Source organism: Streptomyces sp. NPDC088910, assembly GCF_044749865.1.
GTDB lineage: Bacteria > Actinomycetota > Actinomycetes > Streptomycetales > Streptomycetaceae > Actinacidiphila.
The window spans coordinates 123332-149624 of record NZ_JBIVIV010000015.1 but is presented as its reverse complement, the minus strand read 5'-3'; the positions used below and the strand labels follow the sequence as shown (position 1 = coordinate 149624).

Below are 26293 nucleotides of genomic sequence, written 5' to 3'. Positions count from 1 at the left end.
CCGGTATCCGCACCGGTCGGCACTGCCCGGCCTGGCCCGGGAATGTCGCATCCCGCCAGTAGGGTGGGAGACATGGCGGACCCCAGCAGCTACCGACCGAAGCCGGGCCAGATCCCCGACTCCCCGGGGGTCTACAAGTTCCGGGACGAGCACGGTCGGGTGATCTACGTCGGCAAGGCGAAGAGCCTGCGCCAGCGGCTTTCCTCGTACTTCCAGGACATCACCAACCTCCACCAGCGGACCGCCACGATGGTGACCACCGCGGCGGCCGTCGAGTGGACGGTGGTCTCCACCGAGGTGGAGGCGCTCCAGCTCGAATACTCCTGGATCAAGGAGTTCGACCCGCGGTTCAACGTCAAGTACCGCGACGACAAGAGCTATCCGTCCCTCGCGGTGACGATGAACGAGGAGTTCCCGCGCGTGCAGGTCATGCGCGGCCCCAAGCGCAAGGGCGTGCGCTACTTCGGTCCGTACGCGCACGCCTGGGCGATCCGCGAGACCGTCGACCTGCTGCTGCGGGTCTTCCCGGTCCGCACCTGCTCCGCCGGGGTCTTCAAGCGCTCCGCGCAGATCGGCCGCCCCTGTCTGCTCGGCTACATCGGCAAGTGCTCCGCGCCCTGCGTCGGCCGGATCAGCGCCGACGACCACCGCGAACTGGCCGAGGAATTCTGCGACTTCATGGCCGGACACACCGGCACCTACCTGCGCCGCCTGGAACAGCGCATGAAGGACGCGGCGAGCGAGATGGAGTACGAGCAGGCCGCCCGGCTGCGGGACGACCTGGAGGCGCTGCGCCGCGCCATGGAGAAGAACGCGGTGGTGCTCGCCGACGCCACCGACGCCGACCTGATCGCCGTCGCCGAGGACGAGCTGGAAGCCGCCGTGCAGATCTTCCACGTACGCGGCGGCCGGGTCCGCGGCCAGCGCGGCTGGGTCACCGACAAGGTCGAGGCGGTCGACACCGCGGGCCTGGTCGAGCACGCCCTCCAGCAGCTCTACGGCGACGAGCGCGGCGACGCCGAGCGCTCCGGCGGCAGCGGCGGTGTGCCCAAGGAGGTGCTGGTCCCGGCGCTGCCCGCACCGTCGGAGCCGGTCGCGCAGTGGCTGAGCGACCGCCGCGGCTCGCACGTCAGCCTGCGCGTACCGCAGCGCGGCGACAAGAAGGACCTGATGGCCACCGTGCAGCGCAACGCGCAGCACGCCCTCGCGCTGCACAAGACCAAGCGCGCCTCCGACCTCACCACCCGCTCCCGCGCGCTGGAGGAGATCGCCGCCGCGCTCGACCTCGACACCGCGCCGCTGCGGATCGAGTGCTACGACATCAGCCACCTCCAGGGCGACGACGTGGTCGCGTCCATGGTGGTCTTCGAGGACGGCCTGGCCCGCAAGAGCGAGTACCGCCGCTTCCAGATCAAGACCTTCGCCGGGCAGGACGACGTCCGGTCGATGCACGAGGTGATCTCCCGCCGCTTCCGCCGCTATCTGCTGGAGAAGCAGAAGACCGGCGAGTGGGAGGGCGAGTCCGGCGAGGTCCCCGCGAACCACGGCGATGTTCCCCTGGACCACGAGGAACAGGCGTCCGGCCCCATCGACCCCGACACCGGACGGCCGCGCAAATTCGCGTACCCGCCGCAGCTCGTCGTGGTCGACGGCGGACAGCCGCAGGTGGCCGCCGCCCGGCGCGCGCTGGAGGAGCTGGGCATAGACGACGTCGCCGTGTGCGGCCTCGCCAAGCGCCTGGAAGAGGTCTGGCTGCCCGGCGACGACGACCCGGTGATCCTGCCGCGCTCCAGCGAGGGCCTGTACCTGCTCCAGCGGGTCCGCGACGAGGCGCACCGGTTCGCGATCTCGTACCAGCGCAGCAAGCGCTCCAAGTCGATGAAGGCCGGCGCGCTGGACTCCGTGCCGGGGCTCGGCGAGACCCGCAGGCAGGCGCTGCTGAAGCACTTCGGCTCGCTGAAACGGCTCCGGGCGGCGACGATCGAGGAGATCTGCGAGGTCCCGGGGATCGGCCGCCGTACGGCGGAGACGGTCGCGGCGACCCTGGCAGCCGCGGCTCCGGCCGCACCCGCGGTGAACACCGCGACAGGAGAGATCATCGAAGAGGCCGACGGGACCCCGCCCGGGGCGGACCCGTCCCACCATCGGGGGATCAGCACATGAGCGACCAGGACGAACAGGACGGAACGCACGTGACAACCGGCGGAGCGGGGGAGGCCGTGGAGGCCATCCCCGAACTGGTGATCATCTCCGGCATGTCCGGAGCGGGCCGCAGCACCGCGGCCAAGTGTCTGGAGGACCTCGGCTGGTTCGTGGTGGACAATCTGCCGCCCGCGCTGATCCCCACCATGGTGGATCTCGGCGCGCGCTCGCAGGGCAACGTCGCCCGGATCGCCGTGGTCGTGGACGTCCGCGGACGCCGCTTCTTCGACAATCTGCGCGAGTCCCTCGCCGACCTGGCGACCCGCAGCGTCAAGCGCCGGATCATCTATCTGGAAGCCTCAGACGAGGCCCTGGTCCGCCGCTTCGAGTCGGTCCGCCGGCCGCACCCGCTCCAGGGCTCGGGCCGGATCGTGGACGGCATCGCGGCCGAGCGCGACCTGCTGCGCGAGCTGCGCGGCGACGCCGACCTGGTGATCGACACCTCCAGCCTCAACGTGCACGAGCTGCGCGCCAAGCTGGACGCCCAGTTCGCGGGCGAGGAGGAGCCGGAACTCCGGGCCACGGTCATGTCGTTCGGATTCAAGTACGGCCTGCCCGTCGACGCCGACCTGGTGGTGGACTGCCGCTTCCTGCCCAACCCGCACTGGGTGCCGGAGCTGCGGCCCTTCACCGGGCTCAACGACGAGGTGGCGCAGTATGTGTTCAACCAGCCGGGCGCGAAGGAATTCCTCGACCGCTACGCCGAGTTGCTGCACATCATCGCCGCCGGATACCGGCGCGAGGGCAAGCGGTACGTGACGATCGCGGTCGGCTGCACGGGCGGCAAGCACCGCAGCGTGGCGATGTCGGAACGGCTGGCCGCACGGCTGGCCGCGGATGGGGTGGAGACCGTGACAGTGCACAGGGACATGGGGCGCGAGTGATCATGACGGGTCGGCGGCGGCGCCGGGGTACGGGCCGCCGCGCCGGGGTGCCGCCCAAGGTGGTCGCCCTCGGCGGGGGGCACGGCCTGGCCGCCTCCCTCGCCGCACTGCGCCGGATCACCGGCGATCTGACCGCGGTGGTCACCGTCGCGGACGACGGCGGCTCCAGCGGCAGACTCCGCCAGGAGATGGGCGTACTGCCGCCGGGAGACCTCCGCAAGGCGCTCGCCGCGCTCTGCGGGGACGACGAATGGGGGCGCACATGGGCCCGAGTGGTCCAGCACCGCTTCACCAGCGAGGGTGATCTGCACGGGCACGCGGTCGGCAATCTGCTGATCGTCGCGCTGTGGGAACAGCTCAACGACGAGGTCGCCGCGCTGGAGTGGGTCGGGCGGCTGCTGGGCGCCCACGGCAGGGTGCTGCCGATGTCCGCGGTCCCGCTCGACCTGCACGCCATCGTCCGCGGCCACGACCCCGACAGGCCCGACGAGATCAGCACCGTCCGCGGCCAGGCCACGGTCGCCCTCACCCCCGGTGAGGTGCAGGAAGTGCAGGTCGTCCCGGCCGATCCGCCCGCCGTTCCCGAGGCCGTGCAGGCGGTCCTCGACGCGGACTGGGTGGTGCTCGGCCCCGGCTCCTGGTTCTCCTCGGTGATCCCGCATCTGCTCGTCCCCGAGCTGGTCGACGCCCTCATGACGACCAGGGCGCGCCGGGTCCTCACGCTGAACCTCGCGCCGCAACCAGGTGAGACCGACGGATTTTCTCCGCAGCGTCACTTGGAGGTTTTGGCCCGACACGCCCCTAAACTCACCATCGACGTGGTTCTCGCCGACGAGGCCGCCGTACCCGACCGTGACAGCCTCTCCGAGGCCGCACAGCGGTTGGGCGGCACGGTCGAGCTGGCACCGGTCGCCGCCCCCGACGGGCCGCGGCACGACCCGGAGCTGTTGGCCGCCGCGTATGACAGGATTTTTCGTATGCGTGGAAGGATCGGCCCATGGCGATGACGGCAGCGGTGAAGGATGAGATCTCCCGGCTTCCCGTCACCCGGACCTGCTGCCGGAAGGCGGAGGTCTCGTCGATCCTGCGGTTCGCCGGCGGCCTCCACCTGGTGAGCGGCCGGATCGTGATCGAGGCGGAGCTGGACACCGGGATCGCGGCCAGGCGGCTGCGCAAGGACATCCTGGAGATCTTCGGGCACTCCTCCGACCTGGTGGTGATGGCGCCCGGCGGGCTGCGCAGGGGCAGCAGGTACGTGGTGCGCGTGGTGGCGGGCGGCGACCAGCTCGCCCGGCAGACCGGCCTGGTGGACGGCCGCGGCCGGCCGATCCGCGGCCTGCCCCCGCAGGTCGTCTCCGGCGCCACCTGCGACGCGGAGGCCGCCTGGCGCGGTGCCTTCCTCGCGCACGGCTCGCTCACCGAGCCCGGCCGCTCCTCGTCGCTGGAGGTCACCTGCCCGGGACCCGAGGCCGCCCTGGCCCTGGTCGGCGCCGCCCGCCGCCTCCAGATCCCCGCCAAGGCCCGCGAGGTCCGCAATGTGGACCGCGTGGTGGTACGGGACGGCGACGCGATCGGCGCGCTGCTGACCCGGCTCGGCGCCCACGACTCGGTGCTCGCCTGGGAAGAGCGCCGCATGCGCCGCGAGGTCCGGGCCACCGCCAACCGGCTCGCCAACTTCGACGACGCCAACCTGCGCAGGTCGGCCCGCGCCGCCGTCGCCGCCGGAGCCCGTGTGCAGCGCGCGCTGGAGATCCTCGGCGACGACGTACCGGAACACCTCGCCGCGGCCGGGCGCCTACGCATGGACCACAAGCAGGCCTCCCTGGAGGAGCTGGGCTCCCTCGCCGAGCCGCCGCTGACCAAGGACGCGGTCGCCGGCCGGATCCGCCGCCTGCTGGCCATGGCCGACAAGCGCGCCTCGGACCTCGGCCTGCCCGGCACCGACGCCAACCTCACCGACGAGATGGTCGGCTAGGGCCTGTCCGCCGGACAGGCCCCGGCCGTCATGCGCGCGGCGGCGGACGGGGCGGAGGCGGAGGGGCCTCGGCCCGATGTCACCTCCGCGCCCCTGGCCGGGTAGGCTCGTCCCTGGTCGGGGACATCCCATATTTCGCAGCCGGAGAGGGCTCCGGCGAATGAGCGAGGAGATCGGTTCGTGACGATCCGGGTAGGCATCAACGGCTTTGGCCGCATCGGTCGTAACTTCTTCCGCGCCGCCTTGGAGCAGGGTGCGGACATCGAGATCGTGGCTGTCAACGACCTGGGTGACACCGCGACGACGGCGCACCTGCTGAAGTACGACACCATCCTCGGCCGCCTCAAGGCCGAGGTCACCCACACCGCGGACTCCATCACCGTCGACGGCAAGACCATCAAGGTGCTCGCCGAGCGCGACCCCGCCGCCATCGCGTGGGGCGAGCTGGGCGTCGACGTCGTCATCGAGTCGACCGGCATCTTCACCAAGGCCGCCGACGCGGGCAAGCACATCGCGGGCGGTGCCAAGAAGGTCATCATCTCGGCGCCCGCCACCGGCGAGGACATCACGATCGTGATGGGCGTCAACCAGGACAAGTACGACGCCGCGAACCACCACATCATCTCCAACGCCTCGTGCACCACGAACTGTGTGGCGCCGATGGCGAAGGTGCTGCTGGAGAACTTCGGCATCGTCAAGGGCCTGATGACGACGGTCCACGCGTACACCAACGACCAGCGCATCCTGGACTTCCCGCACAAGGACCTGCGCCGCGCCCGCGCCGCCGCGGAGAACATCATCCCGACCACCACGGGTGCCGCGAAGGCCACCGCGCTGGTCATCCCCGAGCTGGCGGGCAAGCTGGACGGCATCGCGATGCGCGTCCCGGTCCCCACCGGCTCGGTCACCGACCTGGTCGTCGACCTCGAGCGCGAGGTCACCAAGGACGAGGTCAACGCCGCCTTCCAGAAGGCGTCCGAGGGTCAGCTCAAGGGCCTGCTGGAGTACACCGAGGACCCGATCGTCTCCTCGGACATCGTCAACTGGCCGGCCTCCTGCACCTTCGACTCCTCCCTGACCATGGTCCAGGGCAAGACGGTCAAGGTCATCGGCTGGTACGACAACGAGTGGGGCTACTCCAACCGCCTCGTGGACCTCACGGTCTTCGTCGGCGGCCAGCTCTGACGCCGTAGCGGCCGACGCACAGCGATGTGAGCGACAGGGTCCGGACGGGTGCGACGAAGCGCCGGTCCGGGCCCTGTCCCTTGCCCACTCCGCAGTCCCGTACCCGTCAGTACCCGCAGCCGTACCCGTAGGAGACCGTACAGATGAAGACGATCGACGACCTGATCAGCGAGGGGCGGATCGCCGGCAAGCGGGTGTTCGTCCGCGCCGACCTCAACGTCCCGCTCGACGGGGAGCGCATCACCGACGACGGCCGGATCCGCGCCGCCGTCCCCACCATCACCAAGCTCGCCGAGGCGGGCGCCAAGGTGATCGTGGCCTCGCACCTCGGCCGCCCCAAGGGCGAGCCCGACCCGAAGTTCTCGCTCGCGCCGGTCGCCGCGCGCCTGGGCGAGCTGCTCGGCGAAGGCCGTCACGAGGTGGTGTTCGCCGCCGACACCGTCGGCGAGAGCGCCGCGGCCACCGTGGCGGGCCTGGCCGACGGCCAGGTCGCGCTCCTGGAGAACCTGCGCTTCAACGCGGGCGAGACCAGCAAGGACGACGCCGAGCGCGGCGCCTTCGCCGACCGGCTCGCGGAGCTGGCCGACACCTACGTCGGCGACGGCTTCGGAGCGGTGCACCGCAAGCACGCCTCGGTGTACGACCTCCCGGCCCGCCTCCCGCACGCCGCGGGCGGACTGATCGCCACCGAGGTCGGCGTCCTGAAGAAGCTCACCGAGGACGTCTCCCGCCCCTACGCGGTGGTGCTCGGCGGCTCCAAGGTCTCCGACAAGCTCGGCGTCATCGACCACCTGCTGGACAAGGCCGACCGCATCCTGGTCGGCGGCGGCATGGTCTTCACCTTCCTCAAGGCCCAGGGCCACGAGGTCGGCAAGAGCTTGCTCCAGGAGGACCAGATCCCCGTGGTCAAGGAGTACCTGGAGCGCGCCAAGGCCAAGGGCGTGGAATTCGTCCTGCCGGTCGACGTCGTCGGCGCCACCGAGTTCCCCGACCTGAAGACCAAGGCGCCGTCCTCGCCGGTCAACGCGCCGGTGGACGCGATCCCCGCGGACGTGATCGGCCTGGACATCGGCCCCGAGTCCCGCGAGCTCTTCGCCGCCAAGCTCGCCGACGCCGCCACCATCTTCTGGAACGGCCCGATGGGCGTCTTCGAGCACCCGGACTACGCCGACGGCACCCGCGCGGTCGCCCAGGCGCTGATCGACTCCGACGCGTTCACCGTGGTCGGCGGCGGCGACTCGGCCGCGGCCGTCCGCATCCTCGGCTTCGACGAGAACGCTTTCGGCCATATTTCCACCGGCGGCGGCGCGAGCCTGGAATACCTCGAGGGCAAGACGCTCCCCGGCCTTGCCGCACTGGAGAAGTGAGCAGATGACCGAGCAGAGCACCCGCACCCCGCTGATGGCGGGCAACTGGAAGATGAACCTCAACCACCTCGAGGCCATCGCGCACGTCCAGAAGCTCGCCTTCGCGCTCACCGACAAGGACTACGACGCGGTCGAGGTCGCCGTCCTGGTGCCGTACACCGATCTGCGCTCCGTACAGACGCTGGTCGACGGCGACAAGCTGAAGATCAAGTACGGCGCCCAGGACCTGTCCGCGCACGACTCCGGCGCGTACACCGGCGAGATCTCCGGATCGATGCTGGCCAAGCTGAAGTGCGCGTACGTGGCGATCGGGCACTCCGAGCGCCGCCAGTACCACGGCGAGGACGAGGCCGTCGTCAACGCCAAGGTGAAGGCCGCCTACAGGAACGGCCTCACCCCGATCCTGTGCGTCGGCGAGGGCCTGGACGTCCGCAAGGCCGGCCAGCAGGTCCCGCACACCCTCGCGCAGCTCGACGGCGCCCTGAAGGACATCCCCGCCGAGCAGGCCGCCACGATCGTGGTCGCGTACGAGCCGGTCTGGGCGATCGGCACCGGCGAGGTGGCCACCCCCGAGGACGCGCAGGAGGTCTGCGGGGCGATCCGCGGGCGGCTGGCCGAGCTGTACGACCAGGAGCTGGCGGACGCCGTGCGCATCCAGTACGGCGGCTCCGTGAAGTCCGGCAACGTCGCCGCGATCATGGCGCAGCCGGACGTGGACGGCGCCCTGGTGGGCGGCGCGGCACTGGACGCCGAGGAGTTCGTCAAGATCGTCCGGTTCCGCGACCAGTGACGGAACCGGGGCCCGCGGCCACGGACGGTGAGCCGGGGCACCGGGCAGTGGGCTGACACGCCCCTCAGGAAGTACCCTGTCGGGGCCGGACCGGCGTGACCGCGCCGTCCGGCCCCGCGCCGTTGTCATGTAGTCGAGAGAGTTGGTCCAGCCGTGGTCATCGGGTTCTCCATCGCCCTCATCATTTTCAGCCTGCTGCTTCTGCTGCTCGTGCTGATGCACAAGGGGAAGGGCGGCGGCCTCTCGGACATGTTCGGCGGCGGCATGCAGTCCTCCGTCGGCGGCTCCTCGGTGGCCGAGCGCAACCTCGACCGGATCACCGTCGTGGTCGGTCTGCTGTGGTTCGCCTGCATTGTCACCCTTGGCCTGGTGATGAAGTTCCAGAAGTAGGGCCGACGTTCGACTCCCGCGCATCCAGGGAGAACTGACGCCTCGTCGCCACCCCGGCTTACTATGGGGAGACGTCCTCGGGGGACAGGTCGAGCGCCTGCCACTGGACGGCACGTAAGGTCTCCGTAAACTGGCGACCTCGCAGCACCATCACGCAGGGAGTTACGACCGTGGCAAGTGGCAACGCGATCCGTGGAAGTCGGGTCGGAGCGGGGCCGATGGGAGAGGCCGAGCGCGGCGAGTCCGCGCCGCGCCTCCGCATCTCCTTCTGGTGCTCGAACGGGCACGAGACCCAGCCGAGTTTCGCCAGCGACGCGCAGATCCCGGAGACCTGGGACTGCCCACGCTGCGGCTTCCCGGCGGGGCAGGACGAGGAGAATCCGCCGGCGCCGCCGCGTACCGAGCCGTACAAGACCCACCTCGCCTACGTGCGGGAGCGGCGCAGCGCCGCCGACGGCGAGGCGATCCTCGCCGAGGCGCTGGCGAAGCTCCGCGGCGAGATCTAGCGAGATCAGGGAAGTCCCGGACCTCGGTTGCCGGGCGGGCTCAGACCTCTGAGCCCGCCCGGCGACCGAGGGCTTTCTGTTTTCACGGCACGCTCCGCGGCGGGCGTCTCAGCGGCGGCGCGGCCGGGCCGCGTGCGCGTCCGCGATATGGCCCGTCAACGCGATGGAGGCCGTAGCCCGTTCGTAGGTGAGTTGCGCGACGCGGGCGTACAGGCAGTCCACGATGAGCAGTACGGAGTGGCGGGTGCCGAAGTTGCCGCGCCTGAAGCTGGTTTCGCCCGAGGTGGACGTGAGGCGTACGTCGGCGGCCTGGGCGATCGGCGAGCGCGGGTCGCCGGTGACGGCCACGGTGACGGCGCCGCGCTCCGCGGCCAGCCGCAGCGGCTCCAGCACCTCCCGGGTGGCGCCCGAGTGCGAGATGGCCACCACCGCGTCGGAGGGCGTCAGCAGGGCCGCGGAGGTCTCCGCCGCGTGCACCTCGGTCCAGGCGTGCGCGGCGCAGCCGATGCCGTACAGCCGCGCCTCGGTCTCCCTGGCCACGATCCCCGAGCCGCCGACGCCGTAGACGTCGATCCTGCGGGCCTTCGCGAGCGTCTGCGCGGCCCGTTCGAGTGCCTCGCGGTCCAGCCGGTCGGCGGTCTGCCGCAGCGCCCGCAGATCGGCCTCCGCGACCACCCCGATCACCTGCTCCAGGTCGTCCTCGGGCCCGATCTGCGGCCCGAGCGCCGCCGTACGGGGCTCCGCCTCGCTGCGGCCCTGCTCCTGCGCCAGCTCGATCAGGAGCTGCTGGTACGAGTCCAGGCCGAGCGCCCGGCAGAAGCGGGTGACGGTGGCCTGCGAGGTGCCCGTACGCCGCCCCAGCTCGGCCGCGGAGCCGTGCGTCGCCGCGACCGGGTCGGCCAGCACCAGCTCGCCCACCTTGCGCAGGGAACCGGACATCCGGGGCAGTTCGGAGCGGATCAACGCGGTGATCATGGTGACTCGTCTCGGCTGGACGGCTTGAGGACTTGCCTGCGGGTGAATCTATCAACCACCATTCGTGGCAATGAGTGAAATCTACAGCCGACCGCTTGTGATCGGCATCGACGCGGGCGGTACCAGCAGCCGCGCGTATCTGGCGGAGGCGGCGCCGGAGACGGCCGGGGGCCCGGCGGAGGTCGTCGTGCTCGGCCGCGGCACCGGGGGGCCGGGCAACGCGCTGAGCGTCGGCCGGGCCGAACTGACCCGGCACCTGACGGACGCGGTCGCCCAGGCGGTCCCGGCCGACCTGCGGGGGCGGGTCGCCGCGGTCTACGGCGGCTTCGCGGGCGCTGCGGAAGGGCTCGGCGCCGAGCGCGGCCACGGCCTCGCGCTGTCCTGTCTGGCCGACGCGCTGGCCGCCAACGGCATCACGGGCGCCGCGATCGGCGTCGGCGGCGACACCGAGGTCGCGCTGGCCTCCGCGCCCGGCGCGCCCGGCGACGGCCTGGTGCTGATCGCGGGCACCGGCGCCATCGCCACCCGGCTCACCGGCAGACGCCGCTCCGCGGTCGTGGACGGCCACGGCTGGCTGCTCGGCGACGAGGGCAGCGGCTTCTGGCTCGGCGGCCGGGCGGTGCGGGCGGCGCTGGAGGCGCTGGACGGCCGCGGCCCCTGGACCTCGCTGGTCGCCAGGGTCGCCGCGCACTATCTGCCGCCGGGCGCGTACGAGCGGCTGGGCGGCACCGGGCGCCTGGACGGCGCGGAACGGCCACTGCCCGACGGCGAGGCGCGCGCCGATCTCAGCGAGGCCATCGTGACCAGCGCGTACGAGCAGACGCCCGCCCGGCTCGCGCAGCTCAGCAGGCAGGCGGTGGAGGCGGCGGACGAGGGCGACGCGGTGGCGCTGCGGCTGCTGGACGGCGCGGCCGATTTGCTGGTGGCGACCGTACGGGCGCTGGAGCCGCGGCCGGGGGAGCCGCTGGTGCTCACCGGCGGACTGCTCGGGCCCGGCGGCCCGCTGCTCGACCGGGTCGTCGCCCGGCTCGACGGGCTCGCGCTGCGGGTCTTCCCGGTGGCGAACGGGGGAGTGGGGGCGGCGGCGCTGGCACGGCTGTTGCTGTGAGGGCGGGGGCCGCTGGTGTGAGGGCGGGGCCCTCTGGGGCGAGGGGTCTCCTGTGGTGAGGCCGGGTTCCTCGCGGGGTCGCGGCGGCGCCGGGGTGTCTTGACGGCGGCGCGAAGGGTGGTTCATTGTTTCATCGGACCATCTCAAAGATGGTTGATCGAGCCGAACCGGCCACCGATCTCACCACCCGACCCACCAAGGGGGCTCGGCCATGGCCGACGCACAGCTCAGCGCCGCCCGGTTCGCCGACGAGGGGCGCGCCGCCGTCGAGCGCGCCATCGCGGCCAACAAGGACTCCGTCGCCGCCGCGGGACGGCTCTTCGCCGACTGCGTGGCCGCCGACGGTGTGATCCACGGCTTCGGCACCGGCCACTCCCAGGCCACCGTCCTGGAGATCGTCGGCCGCGCGGGCGGCCTGATCCCCACCAACCGGATCGGCCTCGCCGACCTCGTGCTGCGCGGCGGCGAGGACCGCTCGGTGCTCGACGACCCGCTGCTGGAACGTTCCCCCGGCCTGGCCAGGCGGCTGTACGACCTGTCGACGCCGCACCCGCGGGACCTGTTCGTGATCGTCTCCAACTCCGGTGTGAACAACTCCGTGGTGGACATGGCGCTCCAGGTCAAGGAGGCGGGGCACCCGCTGGTCGCCCTCACCTCGCTGACCCACACCCGCGCCGTGCCCGCTCTGCACCCCAGCGGCAAGCGGCTCGCGGACATCGCCGACGCCGTCCTCGACAACTGCGCGCCCGCCGGTGACGCCCTGCTCCCGCTGCCCGACGGCGGCGCGCTGTGCGGTGTCTCCACCATCACCTCGGCCCTGCTGGTCCAGATGGTCGTCGCCGAGTGCGTGGGCCTGCTCACCGCCGAGGGGCACGAGGCCCCGGTCTACATCTCCGCGAATCTGCCCGGCGGCTTCGAGCGCAACGCCGTCCTGGAGGAGCGCTACGCGGGCCGCCTGCACCGCGGCGGTTTCTGACCCGCCGCCACTTCTCCCGCGCCACCGAGCCGCCCGCGCTCGCCGAGTCCGCCGCGCTGCCCCGGCGCGGCGGACCCGGCCGGCCGCGGTCACCGTGACGGCCGTATCCGGCGCTCTCGGCACGGCGCGGAACGTCAGTGAGGTGACGCTCCTCCAGGAACGCACCCCGGCGGACCTGCTCGGCCGGGTCAGCGCCGCCAACCGCACGCCTTCCTGATGCCCGCCCTCGTCTCGTTCCGGCGTGTCATCAATTAGCGTGGGGCGTGCAGCGAGGACGAGGAGAAGTGGACTGATGTCCGAAACGAACGCGCAGGGCCCGAAGGCTCTCGACCAGCGTGCCGAATGGCACGCGCTCGGCAAGCACCGCGAGGAACTGGCGGACGCGCACCTGCGGGATCTGTTCGCGGCCGACCCCGAGCGGGGCAGCCGTTACACCCTCCAAGTGGGTGACCTCCATCTGGACTACTCCAAGCAGCTCGTGACGGACGAGACGCTCCGGCTGCTGCGCGAACTGGCCGCCGCGACCGGGGTGTTCGAGCTTCGTGACGCGATGTTCCGCGGCGAGCGGATCAATGTCACCGAGGACCGGGCGGTCCTGCACACCGCTCTGCGCGCCCCGCGCTCCGCGGTGATCGAGCTGGACGGCCAGGACGTCGTGCCCGCCGTGCACTCCGTGCTCAACAAGATGCAGGTCTTCTGCGACCGGGTGCGCTCGGGGGAGTGGACCGGCCACACCGGCAAGCGGATCAGGAATGTCGTCAACATCGGCATCGGCGGCTCCGACCTCGGCCCCGCGATGGCCTACGAGGTGCTGCGCGCCTACACCGACCGCGGTCTGACGGTCCGTTTCGTGTCCAACGTGGACGGCGCCGACCTGCACGAGGCGGTCCGTGACCTGGACGCGGCCGAGACGCTGTTCATCATCGCGTCCAAGACCTTCACCACCATCGAGACCATCACCAACGCCACCTCCGCCCGCGACTGGCTGCTCACCGAGCTGCGCGCCGACGAGTCCGCGGTCGCCAAGCACTTCGTGGCGCTGTCCACCAACGCGGAGAAGGTCGCCGACTTCGGCATCGACACCCAGAACATGTTCGAGTTCTGGGACTGGGTCGGCGGCCGGTACTCCTACGACTCGGCCATCGGCCTCTCCTTGATGCTGGCCATCGGCCCCGACCGCTTCCGCGAGATGCTGGCCGGATTCCACCTGGTCGACGAGCACTTCAGGACCGCGCCGCCGGAGGAGAACGTCCCGCTGCTGCTCGGCCTGCTCGGCGTCTGGTACGGCGGATTCCACGACGCGCAGTCGCACGCGGTGCTGCCGTACAGCCACTACCTGAGCAAGTTCACCGCCTACCTCCAGCAGCTCGACATGGAGTCCAACGGCAAGTCCGTGGACCGGCAGGGCAACCCGGTGACCTGGCAGACGGGTCCGGTCGTCTGGGGCACGCCGGGCACCAACGGGCAGCACGCGTACTACCAGTTGCTGCACCAGGGCACCAAGCTCGTCCCCGCGGACTTCATCGGCTTCGCGCGGCCGGTCGAGGAACTCGGGCCGCTCGCCTCCCAGCACGACCTGCTGATGGCGAACTTCTTCGCGCAGACCCAGGCGCTGGCCTTCGGCAAGACGCCGGACGAGGTCAGGGCCGAGGGCGTGCCCGAGGAGCTGGTCCCGCACAAGACCTTCCGCGGGAACCACCCCACGACCACCATCCTGGCCACCGAGCTGACGCCGTCCGTCCTCGGCCAGCTCATCGCCCTCTACGAGCACAAGGTGTTCGTCCAGGGCGCCGTCTGGAACATCGACTCCTTCGACCAGTGGGGCGTCGAGCTGGGCAAGGTCCTCGCCAAGCGCGTCGAGCCCGCCCTCGCCGAGGGCACCGCAGTCCCCGGCCTGGACGCCTCCACCACGGCCCTGGTCGCCAAGTACCGCGAGCTGCGTGGTCGCTGAGGCACCACGCACCGCGGCGGTTCACCGGAGATCCGGTGAACCGCCGCGGTGGCGAGCGACCAGGCCGAGGGCCGCTCGGACGGCCTACGACGAGGCCGGCGGATACAGCTGCGGCGGGAGCTTGGCCGCCGCGGTCCGGTCCAGCAGCCACAGGGTCCTGGACCGCCCGTAGGCACCCGAGGCGGGCGCCTGCAACTCACCCGGGGACGACAGCGCCAGGGCCACCGCCGAAGCCTTGTCCTCGCCCGCCGCCAGCAGCCACACCTCGCGGGCTGCGCGGATCGCGGGCAGCGTCAGCGAGATCCTGGTCGGCGGCGGCTTCGGAGCGCCGTGCACACCGACGACCGTCCGCTCGCTCTCCCGCACCGCGGGGTGCTCGGGGAAGAGCGACGCCACATGCGTGTCGGGCCCCACCCCCAGCATCAGCACGTCGAAGGCCGGCACCCGCAGCCGGTCCTCGGGACCCGCCGCCGCGGCCAGCTCCGCCGCGTACGCCTCGGCCGCCTCGTCGGCGTCGGCGTACGGCCCGTCCGAGGCGGGCATGGCGTGCACCCGCGACGGATCGACCGGGACCGCGTCCAGCAGCTCCGCGCGGGCCTGCGTGACATTGCGCTCCGGGTCGCCGTCCGGCTCGAACCGCTCGTCGCCCCACCACAGGTCCAGGTGCGCCCAGTCCACCGCGTCACGCGCGGGGGACGCGGCGAGGGCGGCGAGCAGGGCGTTGCCGTTGCGCCCGCCCGTGAGCACCACCGAAGCGGTGCCACGGGCGGCCTGGGCGTCCACGACCTTGGTGATCAGCCGGGCCGCCGCGGCCTGCGCCATCAGCTCCTTGTCCCGGTGGACGACCACCTGTGGCGTGCTCACTTCGCGCTCTCCGCCTTCTTGGCCACGGCGGCCCGCTTGGCGGCGCTGGGCGTCTTGTCCTTCGCCGTGACGGTGCCGTCCGGGCTCACCGTCTCCGCGCCGCCGGGGTTGTTGACCAGGTGCTTGACCCCGAACTGCACGGTGGAGCGGTATATGTCGTCCGGGTCCAGACGGCGCAGCTCCTCCGCGATCAGCTCGGAGGTCTCACGCCGCTTGAGCGCCACATGCCGGTCCGGCTGACCCGGCATCGCCAGCTCCGCCAGCGCGCCGTCCGCCCGGTCGAGGCAGATGTCGCCGTCGGCCGTCGCCAGCCGCACCGCGGTGATGCCGGGGCCGTCGGAGACCCTGCGCTCCACCGGCACACCCAGCCGGTCCGCGAGCCACAGCGCGAGCAGTTCCGTACTCGGGTTGTACGCCTCGCCGTCGACGATCGCGTCAGTGATCTTCGAGTGCTTCTGGTCCAGGGCCGCCGCGAGCATCGAACGCCACGGGGTGATCCGGGTCCAGGCCAGGTCGGTGTCGCCGGGCGAGTAACTGGCCGCGCGGACGCCGAGCGACGCCACCGGGTCCTCGGCCGCCGCGGCGTCCGTGATCCGGCGCTGCGCGAGGCGACCCAGCGGGTCCTCCGCCGCGTTGTCCGGCGCGTTGTCCGGCCACCAGACGACCACGGGGGCGTCGGGCAGCAGCAGCGGCAGCACCACCGACTCGGCGTGGTTGGCCAGCTCGCCGTGCAGCCGCAGCATCACGGTCTCGCCGGTGCCCGCCTCCGAGCCGACCAGCACCTCCGCGTCGAGCCGGGCGCTCGCCCGGTCCCGCGGCGAACGGCCGGGCCGCTTGACGACGACCAGAATCCGCGACGGGTGCTCCTTGGACGCCTCGGTGGCGGCCTTGAGCGAGTCGTAGGCACTGCCCTCGTCGGTGACGATGACCAGGGTCAGCACCATCCCGACCGCGGGAGTGCCGATCGCCCGCCGGGCCTGGATCAGACCCGAGTTGATTTTCGCGGACGTGGTGTCCGTCAGATCGATCTTCATGGCCGACGCCAGCTCCTGCCGTCTCGTGCGAGCATCTCGTCCGCCTCGACCGGTCCCCAGGTGCCGGACGCGTACTGGGCGGGCTTGCCGTGCTTGTCCCAGTACTCCTCGATCGGGTCGAGGATCGTCCAGGAGATCTCGACCTCCTGGTGGCGCGGGAAGAGGTTGGCGTCACCGAGCAGCACATCGAGGATGAGCCGCTCGTACGCCTCCGGGCTGGACTCGGTGAAGGACTCGCCGTACGCGAAGTCCATCGTCACGTCCCTGACCTCGGTCGAGGTGCCGGGCACCTTCGAACCGAACCGCACCGTCACGCCCTCGTCCGGCTGCACCCGGATGACCAGGGCGTTCTGCCCCAGCTCCTCGGTGGCCCCGGACTCGAACGGCAGATACGGCGCCCGCTTGAAGACCACCGCGATCTCGGTGACGCGGCGGCCCAGCCGCTTGCCGGTCCGCAGGTAGAACGGCACACCCGCCCAGCGCCGGTTGTTGATCTCCACCTTCACGGCCGCGTAGGTGTCGGTCTTGGACTTGGGGTCGATGCCGTCCTCCTCCAGGTACCCGAGCACCTCCTCGCCGCCCTGCCAGGCGTGCGCGTACTGGCCGCGCACGGTGTTCTTGCCGAGGTCTTCGGGGAGGACGACCGCGCTGAGCACCTTCAGCTTCTCCGCGGTGAGCGCCTTCGGGTGGAAGGAGCCGGGCTCCTCCATCGCGGTCAGCGCCAGCAGTTGCAGCAGGTGGTTCTGGATCACGTCGCGCGCGGCGCCGATGCCGTCGTAGTACCCGGCCCGGCCGCCGATGCCGATGTCCTCGGCCATGGTGATCTGGACGTGGTCGACGTACGACCGGTTCCAGATCGGCTCGTACATCGTGTTGGCGAAGCGCAGCGCCAGGATGTTCTGGACGGTCTCCTTGCCCAGGTAGTGGTCGATCCTGAAGACCTCGTTGGGCGGGAAGACCTCGTGCACCACCTGGTTGAGGTCCATCGCGCTCGCCAGGTCGTGGCCGAACGGCTTCTCGATGACCGCGCGCCGCCAGGAGTCCCCGGTGCCGTCCGACAGCCCGTGCTTCTTGAGCTGCTGCACCACGTTGGGGAAGAACTTCGGCGGTACGGACAGGTAGAAGGCGAAGTTGCCGCCCGTGCCCCGCGCCTTGTCCAGCTCCTCGATGGTCGCCTTCAGCGTCTCGAAGGCGGTGTCGTCGTCGAAGTCGCCCTGCACGAAGCGGCAGCCCTCGGCGAGCTGCTGCCACACCTCCTCACGGAAGGGCGTGCGCGCGTGCTCCTTGACCGCGTCGTGGACCTCCTGGGCGAAGTCCTCGTTCTCCCACTGGCGGCGGGCGAAGCCGACCAGCGCGAAGCCCGGCGGCAGCAGACCGCGGTTGGCCAGGTCGTACACGGCCGGCATCAGCTTCTTGCGCGACAGGTCGCCCGTCACGCCGAAGATGACCAGGCCGGACGGGCCCGCGATCCGCGGCAGCCGCCGGTCCAGCGGATCCCGCAGCGGGTTGCCTTCCGAAGATGTCAGCGTGGACAACTCAGGCCTCCGAAGGAGCGAGCCGATCGAGTTCCGCCTGGGTGGAGGCCAGCAGTTCGTTCCAGGCCGTCGCGAACTTCTCGACGCCCTCGTCCTCCAGGAGCTGCACGACGTCGTCGTAGGAGATGCCGAGCGCCGCCACGGCGGCCAGCTCGGCCTTCGCCTGCGCGTACGTGCCGGTCACGGTGTCGCCGGTGATCTCGCCGTGGTCGGCGGTGGCGTCCAGCGTGGCCTCCGGCATGGTGTTCACCGTGTTCGGCGCGACCAGCTCGGTGACGTACAGCGTGTCGGAGTAGGCCGGGTCCTTGACGCCGGTCGAGGCCCACAGCGGGCGCTGCCTGTTGGCGCCGGACTTCTCCAGGGCCAGCCAGCGGTCGGAGGAGAAGACCTCCTCGTACGCCTCGTAGGCCAGCCGCGCGTTGGCGACGGCCGCCTTGCCCTTGAGCGCCTTCGCCTCGTCGGTGCCCAGCTTCTCCAGCCGCTTGTCGATCTCGGTGTCCACGCGGGACACGAAGAACGAGGCGACCGAGTGGATCAGCGACAGGTCGAGCCCGGCGGACTTGGCCTTCTCCAGACCGGAGAGGTACGCGTCCATCACACCGCGGTAGCGCTCCAGCGAGAAGATCAGCGTGACGTTGACGCTGATGCCCTTGCCGATCACCTCGGTGATCGCGGGCAGCCCCGCGGGCGTCGCCGGGATCTTGATCAGCGTGTTCGGCCGGTCGACCAGCCACGCGAGCTGCTTGGCCTCCGCGACGGTGGCCTTCGTGTTGTTCGCCAGCCGCGGGTCGACCTCGATCGAGACCCGGCCGTCCTGGCCGTCGGTCCGGTCGAAGACCGGCCGCAGGATGTCGGCCGCGTCCCGGACGTCCGCGGTGGTGATCATGCGGATCGCCTCGTCGACCGTCAGCCGCCGGGCGGCGAGGTCGGCGAGCTGCTGGTCGTAGCCGTCGCCCTGGGAGATCGCCTTCTGGAAGATCGACGGGTTGGTGGTGACACCCACCACATGCTGCTCGTCGATGAGTTCGGCCAGATTGCCGGACGTGATGCGCTTGCGCGACAGGTCGTCCAGCCAGATCGCGACGCCTTCGTCGGAGAGGCGCTTGAGTGCGTCTGTCATGGGATTTGCATCTCCTACTTGTCGTTTACCTGCGTCAGCGATCAACGGCGTCGAGTGATTCCCGGGCCGCGGCGGCCACCGCGTCCGCGGTGAACCCGAACTCACGGAAGAGCACCTTGCCGTCGGCCGAGGCACCGAAGTGCTCAAGGCTGACGATGCGTCCCGCGTCACCCACGAAGCGGTGCCAGGTCAGACCGATACCGGCCTCGACCGCCACCCGCGCCTTCACGTCCTTGGGCAGCACGCTGTCGCGGTACTCCTGGTCCTGCTCGTCGAACCACTCCACGCACGGCATCGACACCACGCGGGTCGGCACCCCGGCCGCCTGGAGCTGCTCACGCGCGCCCACCGCGAGCTGCACCTCGGAACCGGTGCCGATGATGACGACCTGCGGCGCGGTCGCCGCGCCGTCGGCGTCCGTCGCGTCGAACATCACATAACCGCCGCGCGCCGCGTCCTCGTTGCGCTCGTACGTGGGCACGCCCTGCCGGGTCAGCGCCAGGCCGTGCGGGGCGCCCTTGCCGAACACCTTCGTCCAGCGCTTGAGCACCTCGCGCCACACGACGGCCGTCTCGTTGGCGTCGGCGGGCCGCACCACGTTGAGACCGGGGATCGCGCGCAGCGACGCCAGGTGCTCCACCGGCTGGTGCGTCGGACCGTCCTCGCCGACACCGACCGAGTCGTGCGTCCACACGTACGTCACCGGCAGGTGCATCAGCGCGGACAGCCGGACCGCGTTGCGCATGTAGTCCGAGAAGACCAGGAAGGTGCCGCCGTAGACCCGGGTGTTGCCGTGCAGCGTGATGCCGTTCATCTCGGCGGCCATCGAGTGCTCACGGATACCGAAGTGCACGGTACGGCCGTACGGGTCGGCGCCCGGCAGCGGGTTGCCCGTCGGCAGGAACGACGAATTCTTGTCGATCGTCGTGTTGTTCGACCCGGCGAGGTCGGCGGAGCCGCCCCACAGCTCGGGGATGACCGGGCCCAGCGCCTCCAGGACCTTGCCGGACGCGGCGCGGGTGGCGAGCGAGGAGCCGGTCTCGAAGGCGGGGATGTGCTGCTCCCAGCCCTCGGGCAGCTCGGCGGCCTCGATCCGGTCGTACGTCGCCGCGTGCTCGGGGTTGGCGGTCCGCCAGGCGGCGAAGGACTTCTCCCACTCCGCCTTGGCCTCGCGGCCGCGGTCGCCGACCGCACGCGTGTGCGTGATGACGTCCTCGGCCACGTCGAAGTGCTTGTCCGGGTCGAAGCCCAGGATCTCCTTGGTGGCGCGCACCTCGTCCTCGCCGAGCGCCGAGCCGTGCGCGGCGCCGGTGTTCTGCTTGTTCGGCGCGGGCCAGCCGATGATCGAGCGGACCGCGATGAACGACGGGCGCTCGGTCTCGGCCTTCGCGGCGAGCATCGCGGCGTGCAGGGCGTGCACGTCGAGGTCGCCGTTCTCCAGCGGAGTGACGCGCTGGACGTGCCAGCCGTACGCCTCGTACCGCTTGACGGTGTCCTCGGAGACGGCGGTCTCGGTGTCGCCCTCGATGGAGATGTGATTGTCGTCCCAGAGCAGGACGAGATTGCCGAGCTTCTGGTGACCGGCCATGGAGGACGCCTCGGCGGAGATGCCCTCCTGGAGGCAGCCGTCACCGGCGACGGCCCAGATGGTGTGGTCGAACGGCGAGGTGCCGGCCGCCGCGTCCGGGTCGAACAGGCCGCGCTCGTAACGGGACGCCATCGCCATGCCGACCGCGTTCGCGACGCCCTGGCCGAGCGGCCCCGTCGTCGTCTCGACGCCCCTGGTGTGGCCGTACTCCGGGTGGCCGGGGGTCTGCGAACCCCAGGTCCGCAGCGCCTCCAGATCGGCCAGCTCCAGGCCGTAACCGGCGAAGTAGAGCTGCGTGTAGAGGGTCATGCTGGAGTGCCCCGCGGAGAGCACGAAGCGGTCCCGGCCGACCCAGTCGGCGTCCGCCGGGTCGTGCCGCATGACCTTCTGGAACAGCAGATAGGCCGCCGGGGCCAGGCTCATCGCCGTGCCGGGATGGCCGTTGCCGACCTTCTGCACGGAATCCATGGCCAGGACGCGGGCGGTGTCAACGGCCCGCCGGTCCAGATCGGTCCACTCGAGGTCTGTGGTGGTCGGCTGCTTGCTCACCCTGGGTCAGGGCTCCTCTCCACATGCTTGTCCACATGTTGAAAACGCCGGTGACGTGGTGCCTACCCGGCGTTGTCGAGCCTACCGCCGTACAGGCGCTCACCTTTTCGATCCTGCCCCGGTACGCCGGTCTTCGCCTCCTGAACGCGGTGAACGCCTGGTGAACCGGGTCGAGCGACACTCTCCACCCCCCAAAAGCGGACGGAGTATTCCCTGCGTCTAGAGTGGCGTGGTACGCGCAAGTCTCACCGGGTCCCGCGCCTCCGCAGGTGACCGGACTTGCTGGACTTCATCTCTTCTCTTGGGGTGTTCGTGACGGCCGTCGAATCCCGACCCGCTGGGGTCATCGGGACGGGCTCCTCCGGTCACCGCCCGTTCGGAGCCCGTGTGATGGGCTTCGTGGCGCTGACCAAGCCGCGGATCATCGAACTACTGCTCATCACGACGGTTCCGGTGATGTTCCTCGCCGCCGGCGGGGTGCCCGATCTGTGGCTCGTGATCGCCACGGTGGTCGGCGGCTATCTGTCGGCCGGCGGTGCGAACGCGCTGAACATGTACATCGACCGCGACATCGACGCGCTGATGCACCGTACGGAGCAGCGTCCGCTGGTGACCGGTCTGGTGTCGCCGCGCGAGGGACTCGTCTTCGGCATCACGCTCTCCGTCGTCTCGACGGTCTGGTTCTGGACGCTGGTCAATCCGCTGTCCGCCGGGCTGTCGCTGACGGCCATCCTCTATTACGTCTTCGTCTACACCCTCGGTCTCAAACGGCGTACCGCGCAGAACATCGTCTGGGGCGGGGTCGCGGGCTGTCTCCAGGTCTTCATCGGCTGGTCCGCCGTGCGCGACGAGCTGGCCTGGGCGCCCTTCGTCCTCTTCCTCGTCCTCTTCTTCTGGACGCCGCCGCACTACTGGCCGCTGTCGATGAAGGTCAAGGACGACTACGAGCGGGTCGGCGTCCCGATGCTGCCGGTCGTCGCGGGCAACCAGGTCGTGGCCCGGCAGATCGTCCTCTACAGCTGGGTGATGGTGATCACCTCCCTGGCACTGTGGTGGCCGCTGGGCGAGACCTCCTGGTTCTACCCGGTGGTCGCGGCCGTACTCGGCGCGTTCTGGCTCAAGGAGGCGCACGGCCTGCACGCCCGCGCCAAGGCGGGCGTCACCGGCGCGAAGCTCAAGGAGATGCGGCTCTTCCACTGGTCCATCACCTACGCGACCCTGCTGTTCGTCGCGGTGGCGGTCGACCCCTTCCTGCACTGAGTCCCCTCCGGCGGGGTGCCCTCGGCTGTTACCGGGAAGTAGCATCAGCGGTATGGCTGATGACACGGTTCAGGAGAACCCGCGCGAGGCGCGACGCACCGCCCGGCTCGTCCGGCAGATCGACGCCTTCGGCAAGAAGCACGGCGGCGCCGCCGAGGCGAACATCGCGTACATCGGTGAGCGCGGCGCGCGCATCGTGCTCGTCGCGCCGGACGGCGCCTGGGGCGACCTCGTCGCACCGACGTACGCCATGGCGCGGGCGGCCGTCGCCGACGCGGGCGTCACCGTCCACGAGGACTTCGACGGGGAGTTCGCGGGCCGGGTCCGCACCGGCCCGTACGAGTGGACCCGGATGGCCGGGATGCAGATCGGCGGCCCGGCCAACACCTGACCGCCGCCGCGCCCACACCTGACGGCGCCCTCGTCCGTTAAGCCAGGAGGCCGGGAGACCGGGAACGACGGCGAGGGAGCGGGCGGATGACCGGGGACCTGACACACCTCGTGGACGCGTACTGCCACGGCGTGCTCCCCGGCGACCTCGGCCTCGGCGCGTTCGAGGCGCGGCTGCCCGGCGTCGCCGCGCCGCACACCACCCTCTTCGACAGCCCCACCGGCTTCGCGGTGCGCCGCTGGTGCGCGCCGCTGCTCGGCCTCGAACCGCACTGCTCCCCGGCCCGCTACCTGGCCCGCCGCCGCGAGCTGGGCGCGTACGAGGCGACCCGGCTGCTGCTGCGCGCCACCGGCATCGAGGCGTATCTCGTCGACACCGGGGAGCCCGGCGACCTCACGCCGCCCAAGGAGCTGGGCGCGGCGGGCGGCGCGGCGGCCCACGAGATCGTCCGCCTCGAACCGCTGGCCCAGCAGGTCGCCGACACCTCGGGCACGGTCGACGGCTTCCTGGCCAACCTCGCCGAGGCCGTGCACACCGCCGCGCTCGACACGGTCGGCTTCTCCTGCGCCGACCGCCCGCACGGCGGACCCTTCCGCGCGGGCGCCGACCAGGCGCTGGGCACCGGACCGCCGGACACCGCGCACGTGCGGTACGCCGCCGCCGACTGGCTCGCCCGGCGGCCGGTCGGCGAGCGCCCCGCCGACCCCGTGCTCCTGCGCCATCTGCTGTGGAACGCGGTGGCGACCGGCGTGCCGCTGACGCTGCGGCACGGCACGGGCGGGGCGGGACCCTCGGCGGCCGGGGGATTCCTGCGGGCCACCGCGGGCCTGGGCACCGAGGTGGTGCTGCTGCCGGGGCCCGGACACGAGGGCGCGGCGGCCGACCTGGCGGCCGTACTCCCGCATGTGCATGTGGCGCTCGGCGCCGGACCGGCCGCGGTGCTCGACCGGGTGCCCTTCGCGAAGGTGCTGTACGCCAGCGGCGCCGTGGCGCTGCCCGAGCTGTACGTGACCGGGGTGCGGACCTTCGGCGCGGCGCTCGGCCGGTTCGTCGGCGAGCGGGTGGCCGGCGGCGACTGGTCGGCCGCGGACGGCCGCAGGGTCAGCGCGCTGGTCGGCGGCGGGAACGCCCGCCGGGTCTTCCGCCCCGACCCGGCCGCCGACGCGGACCGGTGGACGGGTCCTGAGGGGTCAGACGCCGACGCTCAGCGTTGACCCGGCCTGCGCGGGCCCCGGCACGGTGGCGTCGGGCACGTCGACGGCCCGCTCGCGCATCGACAGCAGCACCCGCAGCATCGCGATCCACACGATGGCCGCGCCGAACATGTGCAGGCCGACGACGGCCTCCGGCAGATCGGTGAAGTACTGGACGTAGCCGATCACGCCCTGGGACATCAGCACCAGGAAGAGGTCGCGGGCGCTGTTGCGCGGCCCGACCGGCGCGTCCACCGCGCGCAGCACGAACCACAGCGCGACGGTCAGCGCGACCACCACCCACGCGAGATCCGCGTGCAGTTGCGCCACCGACTTCCAGTCCACCGGGACGCGGTGCACATCGCTGGAGTCGCCCGCGTGCGGCCCCGCGCCGGTCACGACGGTGCCCACCGCGACCAGCAGCCCGGTCGCACAGGTCAGAATCCAGCCGAGCTGCTGCACCGGCTTGCCGACCAGCGGACTCGGCGCGCTGTCGCCCTCCGCGGTCCGCCGCCACATCACCACGGCGATGGTGATCAGCACGAACGCCAGCAGGAAGTGCACGCACACGGTGTACGGGTTGAGCCCGGTGAGCACGGTGAAGGCGCCCAGCACCGCGTTCGCCACGACCATCCAGAACTGCGCCCAGCCGAGCCGGGTCAGACTGCGCCGGTACGGCTTCTGCGACCGCACCGCGATGATGGCCCAGCCGACGGCGGCGCAGAGAACGTACGTCAGCATGCGGTTGGTGAACTCAATCGCCCCGTGTACGCCCATCGCCGAGGTGGGCACCCAACTGTCGCCCACGCAGCGGGGCGCGGTGGGGCAGCCGAGGCCGGAACCGGTCAGCCGTACCGCACCGCCGGTGACCACGATGACGACCGACATGACCAGCGCGGACAGGGTCGCCCTGCGGACCGTGGCGGGGGACGGGGTCCACCGCTCTGCGATGGCGGCGAGGGGGTTTCGCACGAGTTCGAGAAGCTTCGGCACGCGCCCATGGTAGGCGGCACGCTTGTGCACGCTTTCACGAGGGGTGTGTACGCGCCGGATCCGATCGCCCCGAAACCACCCGAACCCGGTGGTACGGCCCTACCATCGGGGCTCACGCACGGGGACCGACGACGGGAGGCGCCGTATGACCGGCGAACACCGTGAGACCGTCAACCGCAGGCACCTGCTCTACGGAGGCGCGGCAGCCGCCCTCGCGGGGACGGGCCTCGCCGCCTACGCGGGCGGCGCCTGGGACTCCTCGGCGGCCGACACCGCGGACCCCGCGCACCCGGGGCCCGCGAACCACCCCGGATACGTCGACGTCGTGGCCGACTTCGGCGCCAAGGGCGACGGCCACACCGACGACAGCGCCGCCTTCGCCGCCGCGTACGCCTACGCCGAGTCGCGCGCGGACGGCGGCACCGGCCGTACCGTCATCGACGTGCCGCCCGGTGTGTTCCGGATCACCAAGCCGTACGCCTTCATCGACGCCAACAAGCCCACCCGGCAGGTCAACGGGCTGCGGTTCCGGGGCGCGGGGCTGCGGATCAGCGACATCGTCTTCGACCCGCCGAACGCGTCCGACGCCTATCTGTGCCGCAACATCGACACCTGGCAGAACATCTCCTTCGAGGGTCTGCGCTTCACCTCCGCCACGCCCGGCGCGTCCTTCTTCTACTCGTACTCGACCGGCGGCGCCGCGAACTACCGCTTCTCGGACTGCGAGTGGATGGGCGAGTGGGAGTACGGGCTCGCGCTCGACGGCAGCAACACCAACTCCGAGATGCGCTGGGAGGCGTGCCGGGTCGGCGGCGCCTACCGCAAGGCGTTCCTCTACTCGGGGCTGTCGCTGAACTCCAAGAACCTGGAGCAGCAGGACCAGTTCCTCAACTACTGGTTCACCGACATGAACGTCACCTACGAGTGGGGCAACTTCCTGGAGTTCCCCTACGGCGGGTCCGTCACCTGCCGCGCGGGCAGCTACATCGTCACCGGGCGCCGCCCCACCCCGCACCCCGACTACGGCTTCGAGAGCGCCTTCTTCCGCTTCCCGCGCGCCTCGCACTTCGACGGCGCCCAGCGCTTCCACGCCGAGGACATCCGCTTCGAACTGCGCGACCCCTCGGTCGTCGTCATCGACTGCGCGTGGAACCGCGGCACCGTCCACTTCAACGACTGCGACGACACCGCGCACGCCTTCAAGGACTTCTCCGACGACCTGCGCGCCCACCGCTACACGATCGGCGCCAACGGCCCGCTGGTCCGCTACGACTCCTGCCAGCTCGTCGGCGCGCACCAGTTCCGTACGGCGGCGAACGCCAATCCGCCGGTGTGCGTGCGCTACGACATGTGCCGCTTCGGCTCGCACCCGCCGGCCGCGTTCCTGGCGCTGGACGAGGGGCAGGGCCGGGACTTCGTACGGTTCACCGACTGCATTCCGGCCGCGGGCGGGTGAG

24 protein-coding genes are annotated in these 26293 nt (G+C 71.3%); 17 read left to right on the top strand and 7 right to left on the bottom strand.

The genetic code is table 11. The features are described 5' to 3' along the window. Positions 1-72 precede the first annotated feature (72 nt). From uvrC to ACIP4Z_RS29950, 9 genes are all read left to right on the top strand, one after another. Entirely contained in the window at positions 73-2163 is a 2091-nt protein-coding gene (gene uvrC / locus ACIP4Z_RS29990; RefSeq protein ID WP_401313359.1) for an excinuclease ABC subunit UvrC, read from the top strand. Further along, on the top strand, positions 2160-3086 hold the full coding sequence (gene rapZ / locus ACIP4Z_RS29985; protein ID WP_355333906.1) for an RNase adapter RapZ: 927 nt from the start codon (positions 2160-2162) through the stop codon (positions 3084-3086). Before uvrC ends, rapZ begins: the two co-directional genes overlap by 4 nt. Positions 3087-3088: 2 nt before the next feature. Beyond that, positions 3089-4093, top strand: a complete 1005-nt coding sequence (gene yvcK, locus ACIP4Z_RS29980; protein ID WP_355333903.1) for a uridine diphosphate-N-acetylglucosamine-binding protein YvcK — start codon at positions 3089-3091, stop codon at positions 4091-4093. Further along, positions 4084-5061, top strand: a complete 978-nt coding sequence (whiA, locus tag ACIP4Z_RS29975) for a DNA-binding protein WhiA (protein WP_188284204.1) — start codon at positions 4084-4086, stop codon at positions 5059-5061. Before yvcK ends, whiA begins: the two co-directional genes overlap by 10 nt. 180 nt (positions 5062-5241) lie before the next feature. After that, positions 5242-6246, top strand: a complete 1005-nt coding sequence (gap, locus tag ACIP4Z_RS29970) for a type I glyceraldehyde-3-phosphate dehydrogenase (RefSeq protein ID WP_355333900.1) — start codon at positions 5242-5244, stop codon at positions 6244-6246. Between the two features lie 143 nt (positions 6247-6389). After that, complete coding sequence (locus tag ACIP4Z_RS29965) at positions 6390-7613, top strand: phosphoglycerate kinase (RefSeq protein WP_401313353.1); 1224 nt, start codon at positions 6390-6392, stop codon at positions 7611-7613. 4 nt (positions 7614-7617) lie between these two features. Continuing rightward, positions 7618-8403: a triose-phosphate isomerase gene (gene tpiA / locus ACIP4Z_RS29960; RefSeq protein WP_391044090.1), complete on the top strand. Its 786-nt coding sequence runs from the start codon at positions 7618-7620 to the stop codon at positions 8401-8403. A gap of 153 nt (positions 8404-8556) precedes the next feature. Next, entirely contained in the window at positions 8557-8793 is a 237-nt protein-coding gene (gene secG, locus ACIP4Z_RS29955; RefSeq protein ID WP_355333892.1) for a preprotein translocase subunit SecG, read from the top strand. Between the two features lie 170 nt (positions 8794-8963). Then, complete coding sequence (locus tag ACIP4Z_RS29950) at positions 8964-9299, top strand: RNA polymerase-binding protein RbpA (RefSeq protein WP_073497103.1); 336 nt, start codon at positions 8964-8966, stop codon at positions 9297-9299. 108 nt (positions 9300-9407) lie between these two features. Here the strand turns inward: ACIP4Z_RS29950 and ACIP4Z_RS29945 are convergent, their stop codons facing one another. After that, positions 9408-10274 carry a MurR/RpiR family transcriptional regulator gene (locus ACIP4Z_RS29945; RefSeq protein WP_188284199.1) on the bottom strand — a complete coding sequence of 289 codons (867 nt, stop codon included), beginning with the start codon at positions 10272-10274 and terminating at the stop codon, positions 9408-9410. 70 nt (positions 10275-10344) lie between these two features. Here ACIP4Z_RS29945 and ACIP4Z_RS29940 point away from each other — a divergent pair, with 70 nt between their 5' ends. The 4 genes from ACIP4Z_RS29940 (at position 10345) to pgi (ending at position 14309) form a co-directional block, all read left to right on the top strand. Then, entirely contained in the window at positions 10345-11382 is a 1038-nt protein-coding gene (locus ACIP4Z_RS29940; RefSeq protein WP_355333887.1) for a BadF/BadG/BcrA/BcrD ATPase family protein, read from the top strand. A 211-nt stretch (positions 11383-11593) separates the two neighbouring features. Beyond that, a complete protein-coding gene (locus ACIP4Z_RS29935; protein ID WP_355333884.1) occupies positions 11594-12358 on the top strand; it encodes an SIS domain-containing protein in 765 nt (254 codons plus the stop codon). A 94-nt stretch (positions 12359-12452) separates the two neighbouring features. After that, positions 12453-12575: a hypothetical protein gene (locus tag ACIP4Z_RS29930; protein ID WP_391044095.1), complete on the top strand. Its 123-nt coding sequence runs from the start codon at positions 12453-12455 to the stop codon at positions 12573-12575. Between the two features lie 75 nt (positions 12576-12650). Further along, on the top strand, positions 12651-14309 hold the full coding sequence (pgi, locus tag ACIP4Z_RS29925; RefSeq protein WP_401313345.1) for a glucose-6-phosphate isomerase: 1659 nt from the start codon (positions 12651-12653) through the stop codon (positions 14307-14309). A gap of 84 nt (positions 14310-14393) precedes the next feature. Here the strand turns inward: pgi and pgl are convergent, their stop codons facing one another. Genes pgl through tkt form a run of 5 tightly spaced genes read right to left on the bottom strand, consistent with a single transcriptional unit; the run spans position 14394 to position 20999 of the window. After that, positions 14394-15173 carry a 6-phosphogluconolactonase gene (gene pgl, locus ACIP4Z_RS29920; protein WP_355333878.1) on the bottom strand — a complete coding sequence of 260 codons (780 nt, stop codon included), beginning with the start codon at positions 15171-15173 and terminating at the stop codon, positions 14394-14396. Then, positions 15170-16207: a glucose-6-phosphate dehydrogenase assembly protein OpcA gene (opcA, locus tag ACIP4Z_RS29915; RefSeq protein WP_355333876.1), complete on the bottom strand. Its 1038-nt coding sequence runs from the start codon at positions 16205-16207 to the stop codon at positions 15170-15172. Before opcA ends, pgl begins: the two co-directional genes overlap by 4 nt. Next, positions 16204-17733 (bottom strand): glucose-6-phosphate dehydrogenase, encoded by a 1530-nt coding sequence (gene zwf, locus ACIP4Z_RS29910; protein ID WP_401313458.1) that lies wholly within the window; start codon positions 17731-17733, stop codon positions 16204-16206. The genes opcA and zwf overlap by 4 nt, the downstream gene beginning before the upstream one ends. Before the next feature lie 10 nt (positions 17734-17743). Next, on the bottom strand, positions 17744-18862 hold the full coding sequence (tal, locus tag ACIP4Z_RS29905) for a transaldolase (RefSeq protein ID WP_355333874.1): 1119 nt from the start codon (positions 18860-18862) through the stop codon (positions 17744-17746). Positions 18863-18896: 34 nt separating this feature from the next. Next, positions 18897-20999: a transketolase gene (gene tkt / locus ACIP4Z_RS29900; protein ID WP_355333871.1), complete on the bottom strand. Its 2103-nt coding sequence runs from the start codon at positions 20997-20999 to the stop codon at positions 18897-18899. 312 nt (positions 21000-21311) lie between these two features. On the opposite strand from tkt, the gene ACIP4Z_RS29895 reads away from it, so the two are divergent. The 3 genes from ACIP4Z_RS29895 to ACIP4Z_RS29885 all read left to right on the top strand — a co-directional run bounded on the left by ACIP4Z_RS29895 (position 21312) and on the right by ACIP4Z_RS29885 (position 23864). Continuing rightward, positions 21312-22259 carry a heme o synthase gene (locus ACIP4Z_RS29895; protein ID WP_355334680.1) on the top strand — a complete coding sequence of 316 codons (948 nt, stop codon included), beginning with the start codon at positions 21312-21314 and terminating at the stop codon, positions 22257-22259. A 52-nt stretch (positions 22260-22311) separates the two neighbouring features. Then, positions 22312-22650 carry a hypothetical protein gene (locus ACIP4Z_RS29890; protein ID WP_355333869.1) on the top strand — a complete coding sequence of 113 codons (339 nt, stop codon included), beginning with the start codon at positions 22312-22314 and terminating at the stop codon, positions 22648-22650. 86 nt (positions 22651-22736) lie between these two features. After that, the gene (locus ACIP4Z_RS29885; protein ID WP_401313339.1) at positions 22737-23864 is read left to right on the top strand and encodes an amidohydrolase; all 1128 of its coding nucleotides are present in this window, start codon (positions 22737-22739) and stop codon (positions 23862-23864) included. Here the strand turns inward: ACIP4Z_RS29885 and ACIP4Z_RS29880 are convergent. Next, positions 23841-24836, bottom strand: a complete 996-nt coding sequence (locus ACIP4Z_RS29880; RefSeq protein ID WP_401313336.1) for a heme A synthase — start codon at positions 24834-24836, stop codon at positions 23841-23843. The genes ACIP4Z_RS29885 and ACIP4Z_RS29880 overlap by 24 nt on opposite strands. 145 nt (positions 24837-24981) lie before the next feature. Between ACIP4Z_RS29880 and ACIP4Z_RS29875 the strand changes: the two genes are divergently transcribed. After that, a complete protein-coding gene (locus ACIP4Z_RS29875; protein ID WP_401313333.1) occupies positions 24982-26292 on the top strand; it encodes a glycosyl hydrolase family 28-related protein in 1311 nt (436 codons plus the stop codon). Position 26293 lies beyond the last annotated feature (1 nt).